The sequence below is a fragment of the Microbulbifer variabilis genome, assembly GCF_052467165.1.
In genome coordinates, this window is record NZ_CP174301.1 from 1,897,694 (window position 1) to 1,914,280 (window position 16,587).

The 16,587-nt window shown below is 51.4% G+C and carries 14 protein-coding genes; 10 read left to right on the forward strand and 4 right to left on the reverse strand.

What is annotated here, in order from left to right; translation table 11 throughout:
* Nucleotides 1-110: 110 nt before the first annotated feature.
* From ACJJIP_RS08555 to murI, 3 genes are all read right to left on the reverse strand, one after another.
* Nucleotides 111-3,569, reverse strand: a complete 3,459-nt coding sequence (locus ACJJIP_RS08555; RefSeq protein ID WP_444946663.1) for a UvrD-helicase domain-containing protein — start codon at nucleotides 3,567-3,569, stop codon at nucleotides 111-113.
* Nucleotides 3,566-6,265, reverse strand: a complete 2,700-nt coding sequence (locus ACJJIP_RS08560; RefSeq protein ID WP_444946664.1) for a PD-(D/E)XK nuclease family protein — start codon at nucleotides 6,263-6,265, stop codon at nucleotides 3,566-3,568. Before ACJJIP_RS08560 ends, ACJJIP_RS08555 begins: the two co-directional genes overlap by 4 nt.
* Before the next feature lie 98 nt (nucleotides 6,266-6,363).
* Entirely contained in the window at nucleotides 6,364-7,197 is an 834-nt protein-coding gene (murI, locus tag ACJJIP_RS08565; RefSeq protein ID WP_413665597.1) for a glutamate racemase, read from the reverse strand.
* A gap of 228 nt (nucleotides 7,198-7,425) precedes the next feature.
* Here murI and ACJJIP_RS08570 point away from each other — a divergent pair, with 228 nt between their 5' ends.
* From ACJJIP_RS08570 to ACJJIP_RS08615, 10 genes are all read left to right on the forward strand, one after another.
* On the forward strand, nucleotides 7,426-8,802 hold the full coding sequence (locus ACJJIP_RS08570; protein ID WP_353376320.1) for a DNA recombination protein RmuC: 1,377 nt from the start codon (nucleotides 7,426-7,428) through the stop codon (nucleotides 8,800-8,802).
* A 6-nt stretch (nucleotides 8,803-8,808) separates the two neighbouring features.
* The gene (locus tag ACJJIP_RS08575; RefSeq protein ID WP_444946665.1) at nucleotides 8,809-9,738 is read left to right on the forward strand and encodes an AEC family transporter; all 930 of its coding nucleotides are present in this window, start codon (nucleotides 8,809-8,811) and stop codon (nucleotides 9,736-9,738) included.
* A complete protein-coding gene (locus tag ACJJIP_RS08580; RefSeq protein WP_282953321.1) occupies nucleotides 9,738-10,202 on the forward strand; it encodes a DUF2489 domain-containing protein in 465 nt (154 codons plus the stop codon). Before ACJJIP_RS08575 ends, ACJJIP_RS08580 begins: the two co-directional genes overlap by 1 nt.
* Nucleotides 10,203-10,556: 354 nt before the next feature.
* The gene (locus ACJJIP_RS08585) at nucleotides 10,557-10,760 is read left to right on the forward strand and encodes a hypothetical protein (protein ID WP_444946666.1); all 204 of its coding nucleotides are present in this window, start codon (nucleotides 10,557-10,559) and stop codon (nucleotides 10,758-10,760) included.
* A gap of 125 nt (nucleotides 10,761-10,885) precedes the next feature.
* Nucleotides 10,886-11,218 carry a hypothetical protein gene (locus ACJJIP_RS08590; RefSeq protein ID WP_282953322.1) on the forward strand — a complete coding sequence of 111 codons (333 nt, stop codon included), beginning with the start codon at nucleotides 10,886-10,888 and terminating at the stop codon, nucleotides 11,216-11,218.
* Nucleotides 11,219-11,366: 148 nt separating this feature from the next.
* A complete protein-coding gene (locus ACJJIP_RS08595; protein ID WP_444946667.1) occupies nucleotides 11,367-11,837 on the forward strand; it encodes a DUF3592 domain-containing protein in 471 nt (156 codons plus the stop codon).
* A 218-nt stretch (nucleotides 11,838-12,055) separates the two neighbouring features.
* The gene (locus ACJJIP_RS08600; RefSeq protein WP_020413032.1) at nucleotides 12,056-12,514 is read left to right on the forward strand and encodes a hypothetical protein; all 459 of its coding nucleotides are present in this window, start codon (nucleotides 12,056-12,058) and stop codon (nucleotides 12,512-12,514) included.
* 1,027 nt (nucleotides 12,515-13,541) lie between these two features.
* Entirely contained in the window at nucleotides 13,542-14,195 is a 654-nt protein-coding gene (locus ACJJIP_RS08605; protein ID WP_020413030.1) for a hypothetical protein, read from the forward strand.
* Between the two features lie 276 nt (nucleotides 14,196-14,471).
* Nucleotides 14,472-14,675, forward strand: a complete 204-nt coding sequence (locus ACJJIP_RS08610; protein ID WP_020413028.1) for a Sec-independent protein translocase family protein — start codon at nucleotides 14,472-14,474, stop codon at nucleotides 14,673-14,675.
* A gap of 173 nt (nucleotides 14,676-14,848) precedes the next feature.
* Nucleotides 14,849-15,772 carry a DMT family transporter gene (locus ACJJIP_RS08615; RefSeq protein WP_282953323.1) on the forward strand — a complete coding sequence of 308 codons (924 nt, stop codon included), beginning with the start codon at nucleotides 14,849-14,851 and terminating at the stop codon, nucleotides 15,770-15,772.
* Nucleotides 15,773-16,074: 302 nt separating this feature from the next.
* Here the strand turns inward: ACJJIP_RS08615 and ACJJIP_RS08620 are convergent, their stop codons facing one another.
* Nucleotides 16,075-16,488, reverse strand: coding sequence for an Rrf2 family transcriptional regulator (locus ACJJIP_RS08620; RefSeq protein ID WP_282953324.1), 414 nt, complete (start codon nucleotides 16,486-16,488; stop codon nucleotides 16,075-16,077).
* Nucleotides 16,489-16,587 lie beyond the last annotated feature (99 nt).

The window sequence follows — 16,587 nt, forward strand, 5'->3', positions numbered from 1 at the left end:
TTTCTTGAACTCCGACCCGACTGCACCTTTTAGTATCATACTTCACTTCGTCTACCAGCTTAGCGAATTGCCCGTAGGCATTAGTACATCACGACTAAGCCATGGCCGCTCTAATCTAACTCTACCAACCTCCGCATCAACGGAAAATACAGCGCACACCGAATATTCCGCTCCCCCCGCGCATAAAAAAGCTTGCGGTAATTCTCCAACTGATTCCGATACTGCTCTAGCTGAGCCGCAATAAACTCTTCCTGCCTTTCCTCACCACTGGGCTCAGCCGTTTTGTAATCGACAATCCAACGGGTGCCTTCGTTATCGATAAAAGTGCGGTCCACAATAGAACGTCTTAATTGTCGGCCACCGCTGTGCAGTTCCAGTTCGCAGGCGGATTCCCTTAATGATCCATCCAATAGCCAACGGCCGGTTGGGCAGTTGAGGCTGTTGCGTACGGCGATTTCCACTTTCTCGGCGGCGCGGTCCAGGCTGGTGGAGGATAGCCCCAATTGTTTCAGGCGCAGTTGCCATAGGGGGCGTTGGGCTTCCAGTTTGCTGGGTGTCCAGTCGTTGATATTGGTCTCGGCAATGGTGGCGAGGGTTTCGTGGGCTACGGTGCCGGCGTGTTTGAGCCAGCGCAGGGCTACCTGGCCCAGTTCGGGAATATTGTCTTCTTCCTCTGTTTTGGGTTGGTAGTCTGGCATGCGGTATTGGGCCAGCCATTCCTGCCGGGGCATGGCTTGGGGTTGCCATTGGTTGGGTAGGCGCAGTAGGTAGTCGTAATCTCTGCTGGCTTCGTCTTGGTTTAGCAGGGGTTCTTCCGCTTCCAGCCAGTGGCACCAGTCGCTTTCCTGGTGGTGCAAAACACTGGGCCAGATACCGGCGAGTAGGGCGGCGCTGCCGGGGGCTTTTAGGTGGCCCTTTTTTTCATCCCGGTTGATGCAGGCCAAAAGATGCAGCGAGCGGATGGCGCGGGTGCAGCCTACATACAACAGGCGGGTGCCTTCCAGACGTTCGCGTTCGCTGTTGTCGTGCTTCAGGTATTCAAAAACCGGGTCGCGGCCGCCGCGCGCATTTTTGGGGGCGAGCAGGAAGCGGCTTTCACCTTCGCGGTTGAGCCATTCGCTCCAGCGCAGTAGTTGGTCGCTGCCGGGTTTGCCGCCTTGGTCTAGGCCTGGGATCAGTACGTGTTCGAACTCGAGCCCTTTGGATTTGTGAATGGTCATCACCTGCACTTTGGCATCCTGGGCGGGGCGGGCGTAGAGCTGTTCCAGGGCCAGGGTGAACTGTTGCCAGTCGGTAATGGCGCCGCCGGTATCGAAGGCTTCTAATAATTGCAGAAAATCCTGCACATTATTCAGGTCAGATTTTTGCGCAACGGTGGCGGGGCCGCCCAGTTCCAGCCAGAGGCCTTCAATCCAGGTGCGCAGGGGTTTGCGGCCGCGCTGTTGCCAGGCGTGTAGCAGTTTGGGGGCCACTTGGGCCAGGCGCGCGCGCCCTTCATCGCTGAGCAGGGCGATATCGTCTACTTCCTGCAAGGCCATTAATAGTGGACGTGCGCTGGTATCGGTTACGGTGATATCCCCATTGCCCCAGTTGACCAGGGTGTAAAGGTCCGGCAGTTGCAGTCCGCACCAGGGGGCGCGGAGTACGGCCAGCCAGCTGATTCGGTCGCTGGGGTCGAGCAGGGCGCGGGTGAGACTGAGTAAATCCAACACCACCATTTTACTGGCGAGTGGCGCCAGCTCTGGGGCCTGGAAGGCGATTTTGGCGGCGCTTAGGGCCGGCAGAACTTTTTGCAGGTGTTTTTTCTTGCGCACCAGAATGGCGATACGGCTCTCCGGATCTTGCGCTTGTAATTGCTGCACCAGTTCAACTGCTTGGGTGGATTCGCGGTTGCGGTCTTCGTCATCAATGCAGCCGTAGAAATTCACCGAGGGCTCGGCCCATTTGCTGCCTTTAAACGCTTCGGATTGTAGATAGCGCACGGCGCCGCGCCCGATATTATCCGCTTGCGGAAAAGCCCTTTGGAAAGTCTCGTTGACCCAGTTCACCACTGCGCTTTCGGAGCGGAAATTTACCTGGAGGTCGAGGGCTTCCAGGGGCACTTCACCGATACCGCGTTCGCGCGCATCCAGGAAAATACCCACGTTGGCATTGCGGAAGCCGTAACAGGATTGCATGCCATCGCCGACAATAAATAGGGTGCGGCCGTCTCCCTGCTGCCAGCCGGCAGTGAGTTTTTCCAGCAGTTGTAGCTGGGTGTGGGAGGTGTCCTGGAACTCGTCCACCAGAATATGCTGGGTTTGCAGGTCCAGTTTCAGGGCCAGGTCTGTGGGGTTGTCGCTATCGCCCAGGGCAATCAATGCGGCTTGGGCCACTTCGGTATAGTCGGTGGCGCCCAGCTGTTGGAAAACCAACTTTAATTCTGCGACCAATTTGGGCAGTACCTGGGCGAGCCCTTGCAGCAGTTGCCATTGGCTCTGTTGCAGTCCGCTGGGGAGCTTGCCCACTTCCCGCAGGGCGGAGAGCAGTGGTTCGTTGCCGGCCAGTTCTGCCAGCAGGTCTTTCATGCGCTGTTTGTATTCTTCGGCGATGGGGCGCTCGGGATCTTTTTTATCCGGCAGGCCAAAACCGAGTTTTTTATTGATGCCGCCGCCTTTGCGCAGATCACCAGTGGTGGTGAGGAGCAGGCTGCCGAGGGCGAGCCAGGCGGGCAGGCCGCTGCTGTCTGTGCTGGGGAAATCGTCCAGTTCGGCGAAGAGGCACAGGCTGTGGCTGGGGTTTTCCTTTTGTAAATTGCTGCCGGCATAACTGGCCAGCTCCAGCAGTTCCCCGGCGTAACTGCCGAGGGCTGTGGAGAGGTCTTGCAGCTTTTCTGCTACCAGTTCGTCGATAACAAAATGAAAATAGTCCTGGGCTCCGTCGAAGTTGACGCTCAAGAGGGGGCCGAGCCATTGCTCGCGCTTATCCAGCAAAATACGCAGCAATTTATTGAGCTGGCCCAGGTCGTTGTCCAGGTGGAGCAGTAGCTGCTGTAGGTCTGCGTCTGGGGTTTCGCCATCGAGGTGTTTGAGCAGGTTCACCACGGCCAGTTCGAAGGCAATTTGGGTGCGCTCCAGGGGTTCACCCGGTGCGCCCAGGCCGCTTTCGATTGGCAGTTGGCTGGCGAGGCTGCGGCAGAGGCCGTCGATGGTTTGAATACGCAGGCGCTGGGGTGTTTGCAGCAGTTCCCATTCCAGCTCGCGATCCCGCTCCAGCAGGGCGCGGGCTAAATCCCAGGTGATGGCATCGTGGGGGTTATCTGGCCGGGCTTGGTCGCGGGCGCTGTGCAGGGCGTCGATCAGGCGCTCGCGCATTTCACCGGCAGCTTTGCGGGTGAAGGTAATGGCCAACACTTCTTCCGGTTGCTGGCAGGCGGCGAGCAACTTTAATACGCGCTGGGTGAGCAGGCCGGTTTTACCAGAGCCCGCCGGGGCAGACACGGCAAAGCTGCGGCTGATATCCAGGGCTTGGCTGCGGGCGTCGGCATCGATGGGGCGGCGCAGGGCGGGAGTGGTCACAACTTCGTTCATTCGGTTATTTGCTCCCTTTCCGGCCAGCGGTTTAGGGGCCAGAGTTCACTGTTGTTGTCGGTGGGGCGATCAAAGGCGAGGGTGGCTACACCACTGCGATATTCGGTGGCGAGGGATTCCAGGCTGTAGCGCCAGTGCTCCACCAGATTGCTCCAGGTGCCGTAAGGGGATTCTTTTTCCGTATCGCCCACGGCTTTAATGCCGGTGATGGGGTGCTCCAGGTCTCCGCAGCCATTCCATTTGCAGTCGCCGTTGCGCACCTGGCCGAAGGCGATGGCGTGGGCGTCCGGTTGGAAGAGGGCGTAGAGTGGCAGCTGGGGTTCGCGGATGCGCTGGGTAAGCCAGTCGCGAATACTGGGGACGCCGGTTTTGTAATCGATTACCAGTTGCTCGCCGCTGGCGAGTTGGTCCAATCGGTCCAGGCGCAGGTTAAAGTGCAGCCCGCCGATTTCCACGGCTTGTTGCCATTCCACTTTCTCTACGGAGAAATTGGGCCTGTCCAGTTCCACGGACAGCCATTGTTGCAGCAGGCGCTCCAGGCGCTGCTTTTCCATGGCCCAAAATCCGATCGGCAGGTGATTGTATTTTTTGCGCACACTGCCGAGGGACCGTTCCACCGCGCGCTCGATTTGCGCTTGGCGTTGCTCGTCGTCCATAGCTTGCAGTTGTGCGAGGGTGCCGCACTGTTGCCAGAATTCCGCCAGCACCTGGTGTACCACATTGCCGCGCTCGGCGGGGCCGAGGCCGATATCCGGTTGGGTAAAACTGCTGGCGCCGAGGCGGAAGCGCAATTGCGCATTTAACGGGGACAGGGCCTGGGCCTTGAGCACTGAGGCACCGCCGCGCACCCGTTCGCATTCGGCGGGGGTGAGTGGTGGTAGCTTTTTGTCTTCGATTTTTTCCAGCTGACAGGCTTGCGCCAGTTGGCTGTAGTGATTGTGCAGGGCGCCTTCGGCAATGTGCTGGGCTTCTTGCGGGCTTTCAAACAAGCTGCTCAGTCCCTGCTGCACACCGTCTTCTTCACAGGTGTAACTCACGACGATATCGCCGCTGGCATTCTGCAGGTCGGCGGTGAGTTCGCGGGCCAGTTCCAATTCCCGCTCGGCGCTGGCGCGGGGCATCTTCCAGTGTTTCTGCCATTGAATCGGCAGCAGCGGATTGGGCGCTGGTGCCGGCGGCCACTGCTGTTGGCCAAAGCCGACCAGGCGCAGGTGATCGAAAGCGAGGCCGCCGGCTTCCAGTACCCCGAGAATTTGCAGGGGGCCATCGCGGGTTTCCGCTTGGAAGGGGGTGCGGCTGGCAATCTGACGCAGCAATTGCAGGGCCTGGGTGAGAGTAAGGTTGCCACCGCAGGCGCTGAGTGCGGCGAACTCTTCCAGGATGGATTCCCACTGCATCAGCTGCTGGTATTCCTGGCTGTCCGGGTTGCGGTTGCCGGGCCAATTTAATGCTGTCAGTATTTCGGAAAAACGCGCGGCCCAAATTTCAGCGGGCGCTCGCTGCCAGCGCCGGGCGCGTTCGGCCATTTGCTCCAGCTGGCGGGGCAGTTGCGGTGATTCCAAGTGGAGGGCTTCTGCGGTGCGCTCGGCCCAGTAGCGCAAGGTTGCGCCGTCGATGCGGCGAAGTTCCAGTTTTTGTAAACGGCGGAACAGGGCGCTGCGCAGCCAGGTTTCACTGTCGTCACCCCAGAAGGGGCTGAACAGGATGTTTTGCAGTTGAGGGTAATCCCATTCGTCTTGCAGTAGCGATAGTAATTGTAAGGCGGCGCTGCCGACTGGTGTTTGCGCCAGTGGCGTACCGGCGGAGAAGTTAAACGGCAGTGTGTAGCGTGGTTGCTGTGGGTCCAGGTATTGGGGTTCGAGCACGCGGGAAAATACCGCTTCCACCTGGGCGCGGCATTGGCCCAGATTGTTTACCACGATGCCTACGCTGTGGCCGGGGTTTTCGGCGAGCTTTTGCCCGGCCCAAAGGGCTGCCTGATAGAGTTCTTCATCCAAATCGGCGCAGGCGGCTACGGATAATTCACTCTGCTGGGAGATTCCCGGTCTTTCGAAAACGCTTGCGGCACCTGCGTGGATCAGGGCATTGGCGAGGGGCGAAATCTGGGCAAAGCCGGCGGTATCAATTTGCGCGACGGGTTCCAGAATGCCTTCCTGGAATGCGCGCAGGATCAATTGATCGCGCTGGTCTGGCGTGATGGCGCTGTGGGCCTGAAGCTCAGTGGCAAAGGCTTTGATCATGGCGCATAGCGGCAGTTCGTCGCTGCGCATAGAGAGTGCGAACTGTTCCAGTAGGGGAGTTAGCGCTTCATCTATTTGCGATAGATCGGAGATCAGCTGCCATTGGAGCAGCTGCGCCAGGGCGCTATCGGCATCCCGGCATAGTTGCTGACTGTTGAGTAGTTGCCGATCCAGGGATTCATCCAGGGCACGCTGCCAAAGTAATTGCCGTTGCTCACGATTCAATACCTGCTGCAAGGCGGGCTGCCAGTTGCGCTGTTGCAGCTGGAACCAGAGCTTGTCCAGCCAGCTTCGCAGGGATTCCACCGGCGGCGGCATCCAGCAGGCACCGGGCGACTGCTGCGCGGCAAACACCTGTTGGCAACGGTTGCGCAAACGGTTGTTGGGGGTGAGCAGCAGTCCGCCAGGGGGCAGCTGCGCAAATATTTCGAGAGCGGGAAATGCCGGCTTCAGCATGAATTCGGGTACCGGTTAGGGCTTGTTATTCGGGGAACGGTCGCGGTTTGTGACGGAGCTGTCAACTCTGTTGCGCGGTTCTCATCATTTTGGCGATCTTAGGTGTTGGGTTCGAGGGGTTCGGCAACAGGGGCGAACTCGCTGAAGGCCTGTTCTATATTGCCGGTTAGGTCAACCGTGCTGGTGATCAGGCGGCCAGTGTTTGGCGCATCCGGCAGCATCAGCTCGAGTTCTTCCAGCCACCAGCGCACTCGCCGGGCGATGGCTTCACCGGAATCCAGCCACTGGATTGAGCGAGGGGCGAACTGGTCCAGTTCTTCCCGCAGCAGGGGAAAGTGAGTGCAGGCCAATACGGCAATATCCACTTGATCGCCGCCGGCGGTGTGGAATACGCGGTGCAAGACCGGCTCCAAATCCTCTGCGGTGATGGCTTCGCCGCGCAGTTTGCTTTCCGCCAGATGCACCAACTCCGGTGCGGGCACATTAATTACCCGGTTGCCGTTGGCAAATTGCTCAATAAGCTCGCGGGTGTAGCGGCGATTGACGGTGCCCTCGGTGGCAATCAGGGCAATAGTGCGGGAACGGCTGGCGGCAGCGGCGGGTTTCACAGCGGGTACAACGCCCACTACGGGTTTCTTCAGGGATTCGCGCAGCTGGGGCAAGGCCAGGGTGCTGGCGGTGTTGCAGCCCACCACTAAAATATCGGCACCGCAGTGCTCCATCATGGCTTGGGCCTGCTGGACGATCCGGGGGCGCAGTTCTTCTTCGCTTTTATTGCCGTAGGGGTAAAAGCCGTTGTCCACACCCAGGTGCAAGGTCAGGCCCGGCATCAGGCGGCGGATCTCCCGCGCAATGCTGACGGCGCCCACGCCGGAATCAAAGATCAGGGCGCTGGGGGCTGGGCTGTCTGGGTGGGCGCTGTGTTTGTGCATGCGTTCTGGAGTACCAACATCGAAACCAATCCTCCAAGAATACCTCAAAACTCCACGAAAATTCCCATTGCAGGTATCAGGGAGCAATAGCATCCTCTGGCGGACGCACTTTCCATAGTCAAACTGGTAGAATGGTGGTTTCGCCTCTATCTAGGCAAGCCATTGGGGATAGGCCCCTGGCAAAATCCTGATTTATCCATCTCTTTCCGGGTCTGGGAGTACCACTCTATGCCAGCGTTCCCGCTGCAATTGAATGCCGATCATGCGGTGATGGCGGCTGTTGCCATCTTGTTTCTGTTGGGCTTGGTGTTTTGGTTGGCGCGAGCCAGTAGCCGCCGCGCTTTATTGCAGAGCCAAGCCGCTTTACAGGTGGCTCAGGCGCGGATCGATAGCAGCCGCGAGCGGGAATCTCAACTTGGAGTTGATGTGGAATCCCTGCGTACCGAGCTGGCGGACAAGCTGCAACAACTCACGCGAAGCCAAGTGCTGGTAGAGAAAGGGGAGGCGGCCCTGGCGGAGCAGCGCAAGCTGATGGAGCAAATGCGTATTGCCATGGGTGAGCAGTTCGAGAATCTGGCCAACCGGATTTTTGAAGAGAAGCAGCAGAGCTTCGTGCGCCGCAGTGAAGACAGCCTGCGCAAAAGTCTCGATCCGCTTGAGCGCCAGTTGGGGGATTTCCGCAAGCGAGTAGAGCATGTCTACGATCGCGAAAATGCTGAGCGCAACAGCCTGCTGGGGCAGATTAAAGCGTTGCGCGAGCAAACCCAGCGCATCAGTGATGAGGCCCTGAACCTGACTTCGGCCCTAAAAGGTGACCGCAAGATTCAGGGTAACTGGGGTGAAGTGGTGCTGGAGCGTTTGCTGGAGGAATCCGGCCTGCAGAAGGGGCGCGAGTACGAAACCCAGGTAACCCTGACGAGCGATGGCCGCAGGCGCCAGCCAGATGTGATTGTGCGCCTGCCGGAAAACAAAGACCTGATTATCGATTCCAAGGTCTCCCTGGTGGACTACGAGCGCTATAGCTCGGCGGAAACCGATGAGGAGCGCACCCAAGCCCTGAAACAGCATGTGAATTCCCTGCGCGCCCATATCACCGGCCTTAACAAGAAGGCCTACGAACAGCTGGAGGGTGTGCGCACCCTGGATTTCGTCTTTATTTTCGTGCCCATTGAGGCTGCGTATATGTTGGCTATGCAGGCGGACCCGGATTTGTTCCGTTTTGCTTATGAGAAGCAAATTGTCCTGGTAAGCCCTACCAGCCTGATGGCGACTCTGCGCACCGTCGAGAATATCTGGCGCTACGAGAAACAAAACAAGAACGCGGAAAAAATCGCCGACGAGGCCGGCAAGCTGCACGATCAGTTTGCTATGGTGCTGGAGTCACTGGATGTTCTTGGTGATCGCCTGCGTCAGGCAGATGACGCTTACCAGCAGACCTACAAACGACTGGCGACAGGCCGTGGCAACGCGGTGAAGCGGATTGATAGTCTGCGTAAGCTGGGTGCTAAAACCCGTAAGCAGATCTCTGCGGATTTAAGGGAACGAGCGGATCAGCCTGAGGTAAAGGGACTGCCACAGGCTGAGGAAGCCGCCACGGAAGAATAATTTTTTATGGAAAATCTTGTATTCGCGCTATCAGTCACAGGGCCGATTTTCCTGATGATTATTGGCGGATACCTGCTCAAGTATAAAGGGATAGTACGAGACAACTTTATTGATGATGCCTCCAGGCTTGTTTTCCACGTGGCATTACCAGCACTGCTTTTTATTAATATCTATTCCTCGGATGCCAACCCCGCGCAAGAAATAGACCTGCTTGTAGCAGGGGTTCTCGGCACTTTTGTGATGCTCCCTTTGGCATGGTTGCTGGCGCGGCCGGTATCACCAATGGATCGCAGTGCATTTATCCAGGGCGCCTTTCGTGGAAATGTGGCGATTGTCGGCCTTGCCTGGATCGAAAAAGCCTACGGAAGTGAGGGTGTTTCCAATTCCGCAGGGTTGGTCGCGGCACTTACGATTCAGTTTAATGTTATCGCCGTCGCTCTTTTCGTGCTTTACAATAAGGACAGAAAATTTGGCTGGCGGGTGATGCTGTGGGAGCTGGTCAAGAACCCTCTAATCCTCGGTGTCATTGCAGCCATTGTGTGCCGTTTATTGGCTGTAAGGCTGCCGGAAGTACTGCACGATACCATTCAGTATCTTGCATCTGTGGGCTTGCCATTGGGGCTTATTTGTATTGGTGCCAGCATGAAAATGCGAACACTGATGCGCAGTTCCCCTACGGCGCTGGCGGCCTCATTACTTAAACTGGTTGTTGCCCCGATTGTCTGCCTGTTGATTGGTTTGGCATTGGGCATGAGCCCTGAGTACTTGGGATATTTGATCCTGATGGCGGGTGCTCCCTGTGCGATTTCGGCCTTTGTAATGGCCCATGCTATGGGTGGGAACAGCCAGCTTACGGCCAATATTGTGGGGCTCAGCACATTGCTCTCTGTTGTTACTGCCAGTATCGGGCTGGCATTGCTTAAGGTGTATTTTTAATGACCGTTTTCCCAATCTGGTTGCTTATTCTTGCAGCAGTAATCATTTTTGCTCTCGCTATTGTGGCTGGCTACTATCTTCGCAAACTATCAGTAGCGCAAAAGAAACAGGCCGAACAACTGGCGGAGCTGGAGCAAGCTGCCGAAGATCAGCGCCAAAGAGTAAACGACAGCATCCAGATTATTGCCCGCACCTTGTTGGATGATGGAGTAGGGCTTACCGAAGCTTCGATTCGTATTCGCGTTCTTTTGGATGCGCTTCAGGTGGAAGACAAAGTACGTGAAGAGTTTGTTGCTTTTTATACCATCGCAGAGAAAACCAGTCATATCCCAATTCTAAAAGACTGGAAGGCATTGCCGCGTAAAGAACAATTTCAATATGAGTTAGAAATGGCACAAATAGAGGCAGATTATAAAGACTTTGCGATAGATGCCGCTAAACGTATCCTTGGCCGTACTTTTTGAAGTTGGGTAGCCAGATGATTGGCTAGGATAGCTCTTTATTTGTTAGTCAACGGGTAGTAATCTGCCCGTTGTTTGGAGAGTTTAATTCTTTTATTTCTAGCTTTTTGCAAAGGTTACTTTGTAGGTGCTAACCCGCCTTAAAATTTATTTTTTATGCATACTGCATTTGCGCGGAACTTATTGATCCCATTTTTTCGCAAAATGAAATCAAAATTTACTGACTCTACTGGCAGTATTCAGTGAGAATTAGTAAGTGATTTTAAAAGTAGTCCTGCTTATCGCTGTGCTGACATACTTCGCACGTTCATCAAATTAGCTTTATTCGGCAATTTTTGGGGTGCCGGTGTACTTTCGTTGAACTTTATTTTTGGTGGTTTCCATTTGAATGTACTCATTGGCACCGTAATTTCATTTGTCACCGCGTTAGGTGTATTCAAGCTGCTTGATCATCTTGAGGGGGGCTGGAGCTTGGTACTGGATCGCGTTTTTGATCGCTATCGGAGCGTCCGTCATATTGGCCTGAATGTGAACTTGTTAACAGGGCTTATCCTTAAGTAGCAACAAAATGCTCTAAACAAGAAAGTAAGAAACTTGATGCTACGTCAAGTCGTTAGCACACTTAAATAAGCTGATTGACTTTCCTTTGAAGCTTTGCGCATACGTTAAAAGTTTTGGTGTCTAAATTGAAGAAATTATTAATATACTTTGTCTCGCTCTTTTTTGCGGTTGCTGCATATTTTCTTACGTTTTCGGCATTTTATGAGTCATGGTTTCCCTACTACTATGAGGAATACCTTTCTTATTTTTTCCTGGCAGGGCTTGCAGTAATTGTACTCTTGCCATTTGCTGCTGCAGTGGCGGGCTCAGAAAATAGTATGAGCTATTTTTCAAAATATATAAGCTTAGCTGTCATATTTCATTGGGCTGTAGTAGTTTTATCTGTGGTGGTTTTTGTATACATGTTATCTAATGGCGTATTAATCAATGGGTCTGGTATTTATAGGGCGGCTCCATAAAGTAAATTGACATAATAAAGATAGATAGTGCAGCTCCGGGCAGAACACCTTACGCTTTGTTTGATTTCTGTGCTCTCAGTTTGCATGATAAATGAGTAGTATCGATAGCCTCTTTAACGGGGATTAAGTTATCTAGTGAGAAAATACGATGTTTGGAATTTTGAAGTATATTGGACTTGTGATAATCGTAAGTTTGGGGTTTGGTCAAACCTTTGTTTATCAAAGAGTAAAGAAAAAATGGAATTCTCTCCCTGTAGTTGATGCAAAAATAAAAACCTCAAAATTAAAAAATTTTACGAATGCGGAGGGGCAAAGGGTATACGAGGCACAAATCGAGTTTGAGTATGAGTACATGGGCGTCAAGTATAGTTCAGATACTCCATTACTCAGGTCCCCCCAATTGTTTAAAAATAACAATATCGAGCATGATCTACTGAGTCGATATAAAGAGGGGGGAAGCGTGGCGGTGCGTGTAATGCCCAGCTCCCCAAAAAATGCATTTATAGAAATGGAACGGTTCAGTAAGTTGTCTGCAGTTGTGATTCCAGTACTTATAGTTATTTATAGTTTGGCTGTATTCGGCTATGGATGGTTGGTGACTGCGGCAGTGACACGCTAGTAACGTATTGTTAGTATAAATGGTGTAATATGATGCTGTAGAGGAAAAGCTTCTCTATTTGAAGTTTTATGAATATCGTTTTCGTCATGAATGGTTTAAGCCTGAGTGGAGTTTATACATTAATTAAACGCATAGAAGGATAAGCGGTTGGCTTAATAATCCAATGCATTGAATGCATAGTATTGCTTTTAGCTTTAGCATTAATCTAGGGAGGGAGTATGAGGCTGGGAATTTTGATATTCATATCGATCGTATTGTGGGTTATTTCAGGAATCATTGCATTTTATGGTTTTGAGAGTCTGGATCAGGCGAGTAACTTTGGAGAAAGTTTTGGTGCGATCTCATCTCTGTTTTCCAGCTTTGCTCTGGCCTTAGCAATTTATTCTATGGTGTTGCAACAGAAGCAAAATGATCAGTTTGAAAAGTATACTTTAACTGCTCTTGATCAACAGTCTAAACAAATAGAAATTATAAATAAAAGTATCGAAGAACAGTTGAAAACTGCAAAGGTAGCAGCAATTACAGCGCTGATTGATCGCGAGGAGCAGCGTATAGCTAATTTGAAAGAGTGGGGTGAGCAGAAGGGGGATATCAATAGGTACGAAAATGGGATAGCTGCTGCATCCAGACGAATTGAAAAATATAATGAGGATTTGCAGGCCCATGCGACATGCTGATAAAGGGTTGTAGTATGTCCTAGCTAGCAGTCTTCACCGGACTTTATTAATTTAGCTTGCCATGACTGCTGAGCTTAACTTAAGAGAAAACGCTTAATATTTACTTCATGGTCAAGTATCTAAATAGCATAGATGATCAAGTACCTGACTACTCAGCAGTTACAATATAATCATTAGAGTTAAGTCTCCTGGTAATTCGACTAGTGTCTACGCTTAGGGGCTCTTCTTCATGGCTACATTTCATCCAAGCATTGAGGCATTGAAGTGTTAAAGTGAGATGAGGAGTCGCACATTTTTCTTGTTTTCGTAGACTTTGGCTTGCTCGACGGCAGAATGGCCAAAGATAAGCATTTCTAGAAGATATCATGGACCCTTTAAAATGGTGAAAGATGTAATCTTTGGATGCGTAAAAATTTGGAAGGTGACAACCCCAATTTAGGGTGCACTTCTATTAGGCTATATTATAGGTAACTACTGAGAATGTATATTTGTGATAGATGTGGGAAAAGAGGAAAGTCTAAGATCAAGCTATGGGTTGCAGGTGAAGATCCAATCGGTTTTATTTTTTTGTCTGTCGCTTTAATGGCCCCTATAGGCTTCATGACATACTTATGCATTATAACCCTATATCCTGAATCTTTCTTAGAGGAAGTATTTGCTTTTGAAGGTATGACTCAAATAGTCTTTATTGGGCTGCCAAGCCTATTAGTAGTTGGGTACTGGTATTACCGTATTGGGCATAAAGTATACGTATTCTTTGGAAAGTTTGTTAACTTTAAGTTTAGCTATGTCGCTATCTGCGAACCTTGTGGCTTAAGCTTGAAAGAGATTCATCTTCCCGGAGAATCTTGATATTTTAAGCTGTTGTTGTCCTTCCCCGAGGGAGAGTTTCTTGTGCTTAGCTACAGTTGTTTGCTTAGTATTTCTAATATCGGGATACCCTGGCAAGTTCAGATAGAGATGTGAAATACCAACCACCAAGGTCTACATTAAGTGGTGCTGAAAGCTTCATAAAGGTTTGCCTCGTATGAGCATAAAACCATCACGAATTTTATTAATAAATATTCTGATGACTGCTGCATTTTATGTGGCCGGTTTTGTCGCACTAGGCAGTTCGTATCCAACTATCGATTCAAGTGGCGAGCAGATTGTTCATTGGTTTTCAATTAACGAACTGAGCGCCCGGTTTTATGCTTGGACAGCGGCTTTTTTCTCACTTGGCCTCGCCATCTTTGGTGGGCAGATTTCTACATTGTTACCGAAGCCGAGTCGGTATATTTTTCTTGCAGGCGTGCTTGGATTTGCCATCACAGCCCAGGTTCAAGCTTGGCTATGGGCGGGGTTAGCACTTCATCCAGAAGGGCTGGAGCCAGCAGTTGCTCGCACAATCTTCGGCATATCTTCTTATTGGGGGCCTCTGGTGAATGGGTCAACAACAGCGATGGCGGTAGCGTTTTTAGCTATAGGGCCTGGCACATCTGTTGAGGTCCCACGCTGGCTTAAGTCGCTCAGTGTTATTTTCTTTCTTGAGCAGGCAATCGAAACTATCACTGTATTCGGATACAGTGGCTTTATAGCCCCAGGTGGAACTATGAATGTTTATCTTGGAGGTCTTATTGGATTTATTTGGGTTGCGGGGGTTGTGCGTTGGGCGATACCGCGCATAGACTTGCCCGCCTAACCAGAGAGTACTGTTGACTCATAATGCCATTAGTTTAGTGCTCTACTGATCTTGGGATTGGGCTTCATCAAAAGGAGAGTTCATGGGTAGCTTTGTGGTGGAAGCGTTAGTTGTGGCCTTGTTTCTCTTATACCCAGTGTGGCGAATATTTAAGCGTGTTGGACTGAATCCAATTTATAGTCTTACGTTGTTCATACCAGTTTTAGGGTTTCTGGTAGCTGGTGCTGTTTTGGCTGCATCTAGGTGGAGTGTCAGCACCAAAACTGAGGAGGTACAATGATGGGCGTTGGCGGAATTAGTCTTTGGCAACTCATCATCATTTTTGTAATCCTTCTCGGCCCGCTGCTAATCTTTGGTTCTGTAGCTAAGAAGGCTGGCTTTTCCAGATGGTGGGGCTTGTTACTTATAGTTCCTGTTGTCAATATAGTCTTGGTGTGGGTGCTTGCATTCGTCAAGTGGCCAGTGGAAGAGGCTTCTTAATAACGTTGAGCGTTATTCTCAGCGAAGTTGGTTAAATCTCTATTGTATTTATACTTCTTTCACCCCCTGAATGCAGGTTGGGAAGCCGGATTGCATAAGGTGTTCCTTACCTGATCATAATGGTTTTACCAGGACCCAGGGTTGGCCGGGCTCTATCTTCAGGAACTGAAAAATTGAATGTAAAAAGTGGTCGCGGAATACTTTTGAGCATTATGGCGATGCTTTGTTTAGCCGGTATGGATGCAACCGGTAAGCTACTCGTCCAAACCTATCCCATTGTTCAAATTATGGCAGTCCGCTTTGCGATGTTTTTTTTCATCGTGATCGTCACGGCTGGATTAACAGGCAAGCTCAAACAAGTTCGAAGTAAGATTCTCGGTACCCAAATACTTCGATCTCTTGTGCTTTTGATCGAGGTGACAGTATTTATCTTTGCATTCAGTATGATGCCGTTAGCTGATGTCCATGCAATCGCTGCAACGGCACCGCTGTTTGCAATATTGATGGCGGGATGGTACCTGGGTGAAGAGATAGACACGAGAAGTTGGGTGGGTGTTGCTATAGGCTTTATAGGTGCTTTGATCATCATTCGGCCTGGATTGGGGGTAATGAGTTGGCACACTTTGATACCGATAGCTGGGGCAATTCTGTGGGCTGCATATCAAGTTCTTTCACGCCGTGTCGCGCAGTTCGATAGCTCCAGTACAACGGCCTTCTATACGGCTTTCATTGGTCTGATTGTCTTCGGCGGATTAGCACCCTTTTACTGGGTAGAACCGACCTCAACAGGTTGGCAATTATTGATGTTGAATGGACTATTGGGTGCAATGGGTCACTATTTGCTCATCAAGGCCCTTTCCTATGCGCCCGCAACAGTTTTACAGCCCTTCAGCTATGCCTTGTTGTTTTGGGCCATCGTGATTGGTTTTATTATCTTTGGTGATCTACCCGATGGACTCACGCTACTTGGTGCTGCCGTAGTATTGGGAGCAGGGTTCTATGCTTCGGACGCAGGTCGCTCATTGAGTGGCTCTCTATCGGTTGCGTTCAAAAGGAGGTGGCGGGGTATCCAGCGTGAGTCTAAATCTGTGAATTAGTCTCTGCACTGTAGTGGTTTCTGTTTGGGAGCAGGAAATCGCTCGCAGCTTCTGAATAAGCAGGTACTCAAAAATAGCATCCGTAAATTCGGACCTTTTGCTGTTAGGAAAAGAGCGGGAAGGTGGCCTACGGGGTGAAGAAGTCGGCAGTTAAATTTGTATCGTAAATAATGTAATTGAGGATCTGGATGCACTAACCCTGCGCATCCAGATCTGTTTCGGCGGCTCAGGAATTGGGCGTTCGATCATTATGGCGAATTCAATCTTGGGTCAAGAAGAAATAGCGCACAGTATGGAAAAGTTCAGGTCTTAAATTCCGCTCCTAGTAAATCCAAAGTGATTTCTCCGAAACGCTTCAGCATCAGTTTCTCAGCTTCATTCATAACGTCTTTTAAGGAGGCGTTTACCGCATGCTCAATGGGGCAGTTGGTATGCTCGTCAGTTAGCCCAATAGTGAAAACCGATGCTTCACCCAGAGCCTTATGGATATCCAATAGTGTGATTTCATCTAGGGGCTTGGCCAGTGACCAACCTCCGTTATGCCCCTTGCTCGACCGTACATATCCCCGATCGCGTAACAGAGCCATGGTACGCCTAACCACTACTGGATTGGTGGAAAGCATTTCAGCCATTTTATCTGATGTGACTGGCTGATCAGTCATTTCAAGATGGATGAGTACATGTAGCACCCGGGAAAGCCGACTGTCCTTTCGCATAGTTCACCTTAGTCATTGAGCTCGTAGTATATCATGAAACATTTGGTGTTACGTGTGTTGTCATTTTTAAAAATATTGTGTAACAATTAAAGTTACATG

What these genes read in the sequence shown, in the direction of transcription:
- ACJJIP_RS08555 (WP_444946663.1), bottom strand. Translation starts at nt 3,569, where the DNA reads ATGAACGAAGTTGTGACCACTCCCGCCCTGCGCCGCCCCATCGATGCC.
- ACJJIP_RS08560 (WP_444946664.1), bottom strand. Translation starts at nt 6,265, where the DNA reads ATGCTGAAGCCGGCATTTCCCGCTCTCGAAATATTTGCGCAGCTGCCC.
- murI (WP_413665597.1), bottom strand. Translation starts at nt 7,197, where the DNA reads ATGCACAAACACAGCGCCCACCCAGACAGCCCAGCCCCCAGCGCCCTG.
- ACJJIP_RS08570 (WP_353376320.1), top strand. Translation starts at nt 7,426, where the DNA reads ATGCCAGCGTTCCCGCTGCAATTGAATGCCGATCATGCGGTGATGGCG.
- ACJJIP_RS08575 (WP_444946665.1), top strand. Translation starts at nt 8,809, where the DNA reads ATGGAAAATCTTGTATTCGCGCTATCAGTCACAGGGCCGATTTTCCTG.
- ACJJIP_RS08580 (WP_282953321.1), top strand. Translation starts at nt 9,738, where the DNA reads ATGACCGTTTTCCCAATCTGGTTGCTTATTCTTGCAGCAGTAATCATT.
- ACJJIP_RS08595 (WP_444946667.1), top strand. Translation starts at nt 11,367, where the DNA reads ATGTTTGGAATTTTGAAGTATATTGGACTTGTGATAATCGTAAGTTTG.
- ACJJIP_RS08600 (WP_020413032.1), top strand. Translation starts at nt 12,056, where the DNA reads ATGAGGCTGGGAATTTTGATATTCATATCGATCGTATTGTGGGTTATT.
- ACJJIP_RS08605 (WP_020413030.1), top strand. Translation starts at nt 13,542, where the DNA reads ATGAGCATAAAACCATCACGAATTTTATTAATAAATATTCTGATGACT.
- ACJJIP_RS08610 (WP_020413028.1), top strand. Translation starts at nt 14,472, where the DNA reads ATGATGGGCGTTGGCGGAATTAGTCTTTGGCAACTCATCATCATTTTT.
- ACJJIP_RS08620 (WP_282953324.1), bottom strand. Translation starts at nt 16,488, where the DNA reads ATGCGAAAGGACAGTCGGCTTTCCCGGGTGCTACATGTACTCATCCAT.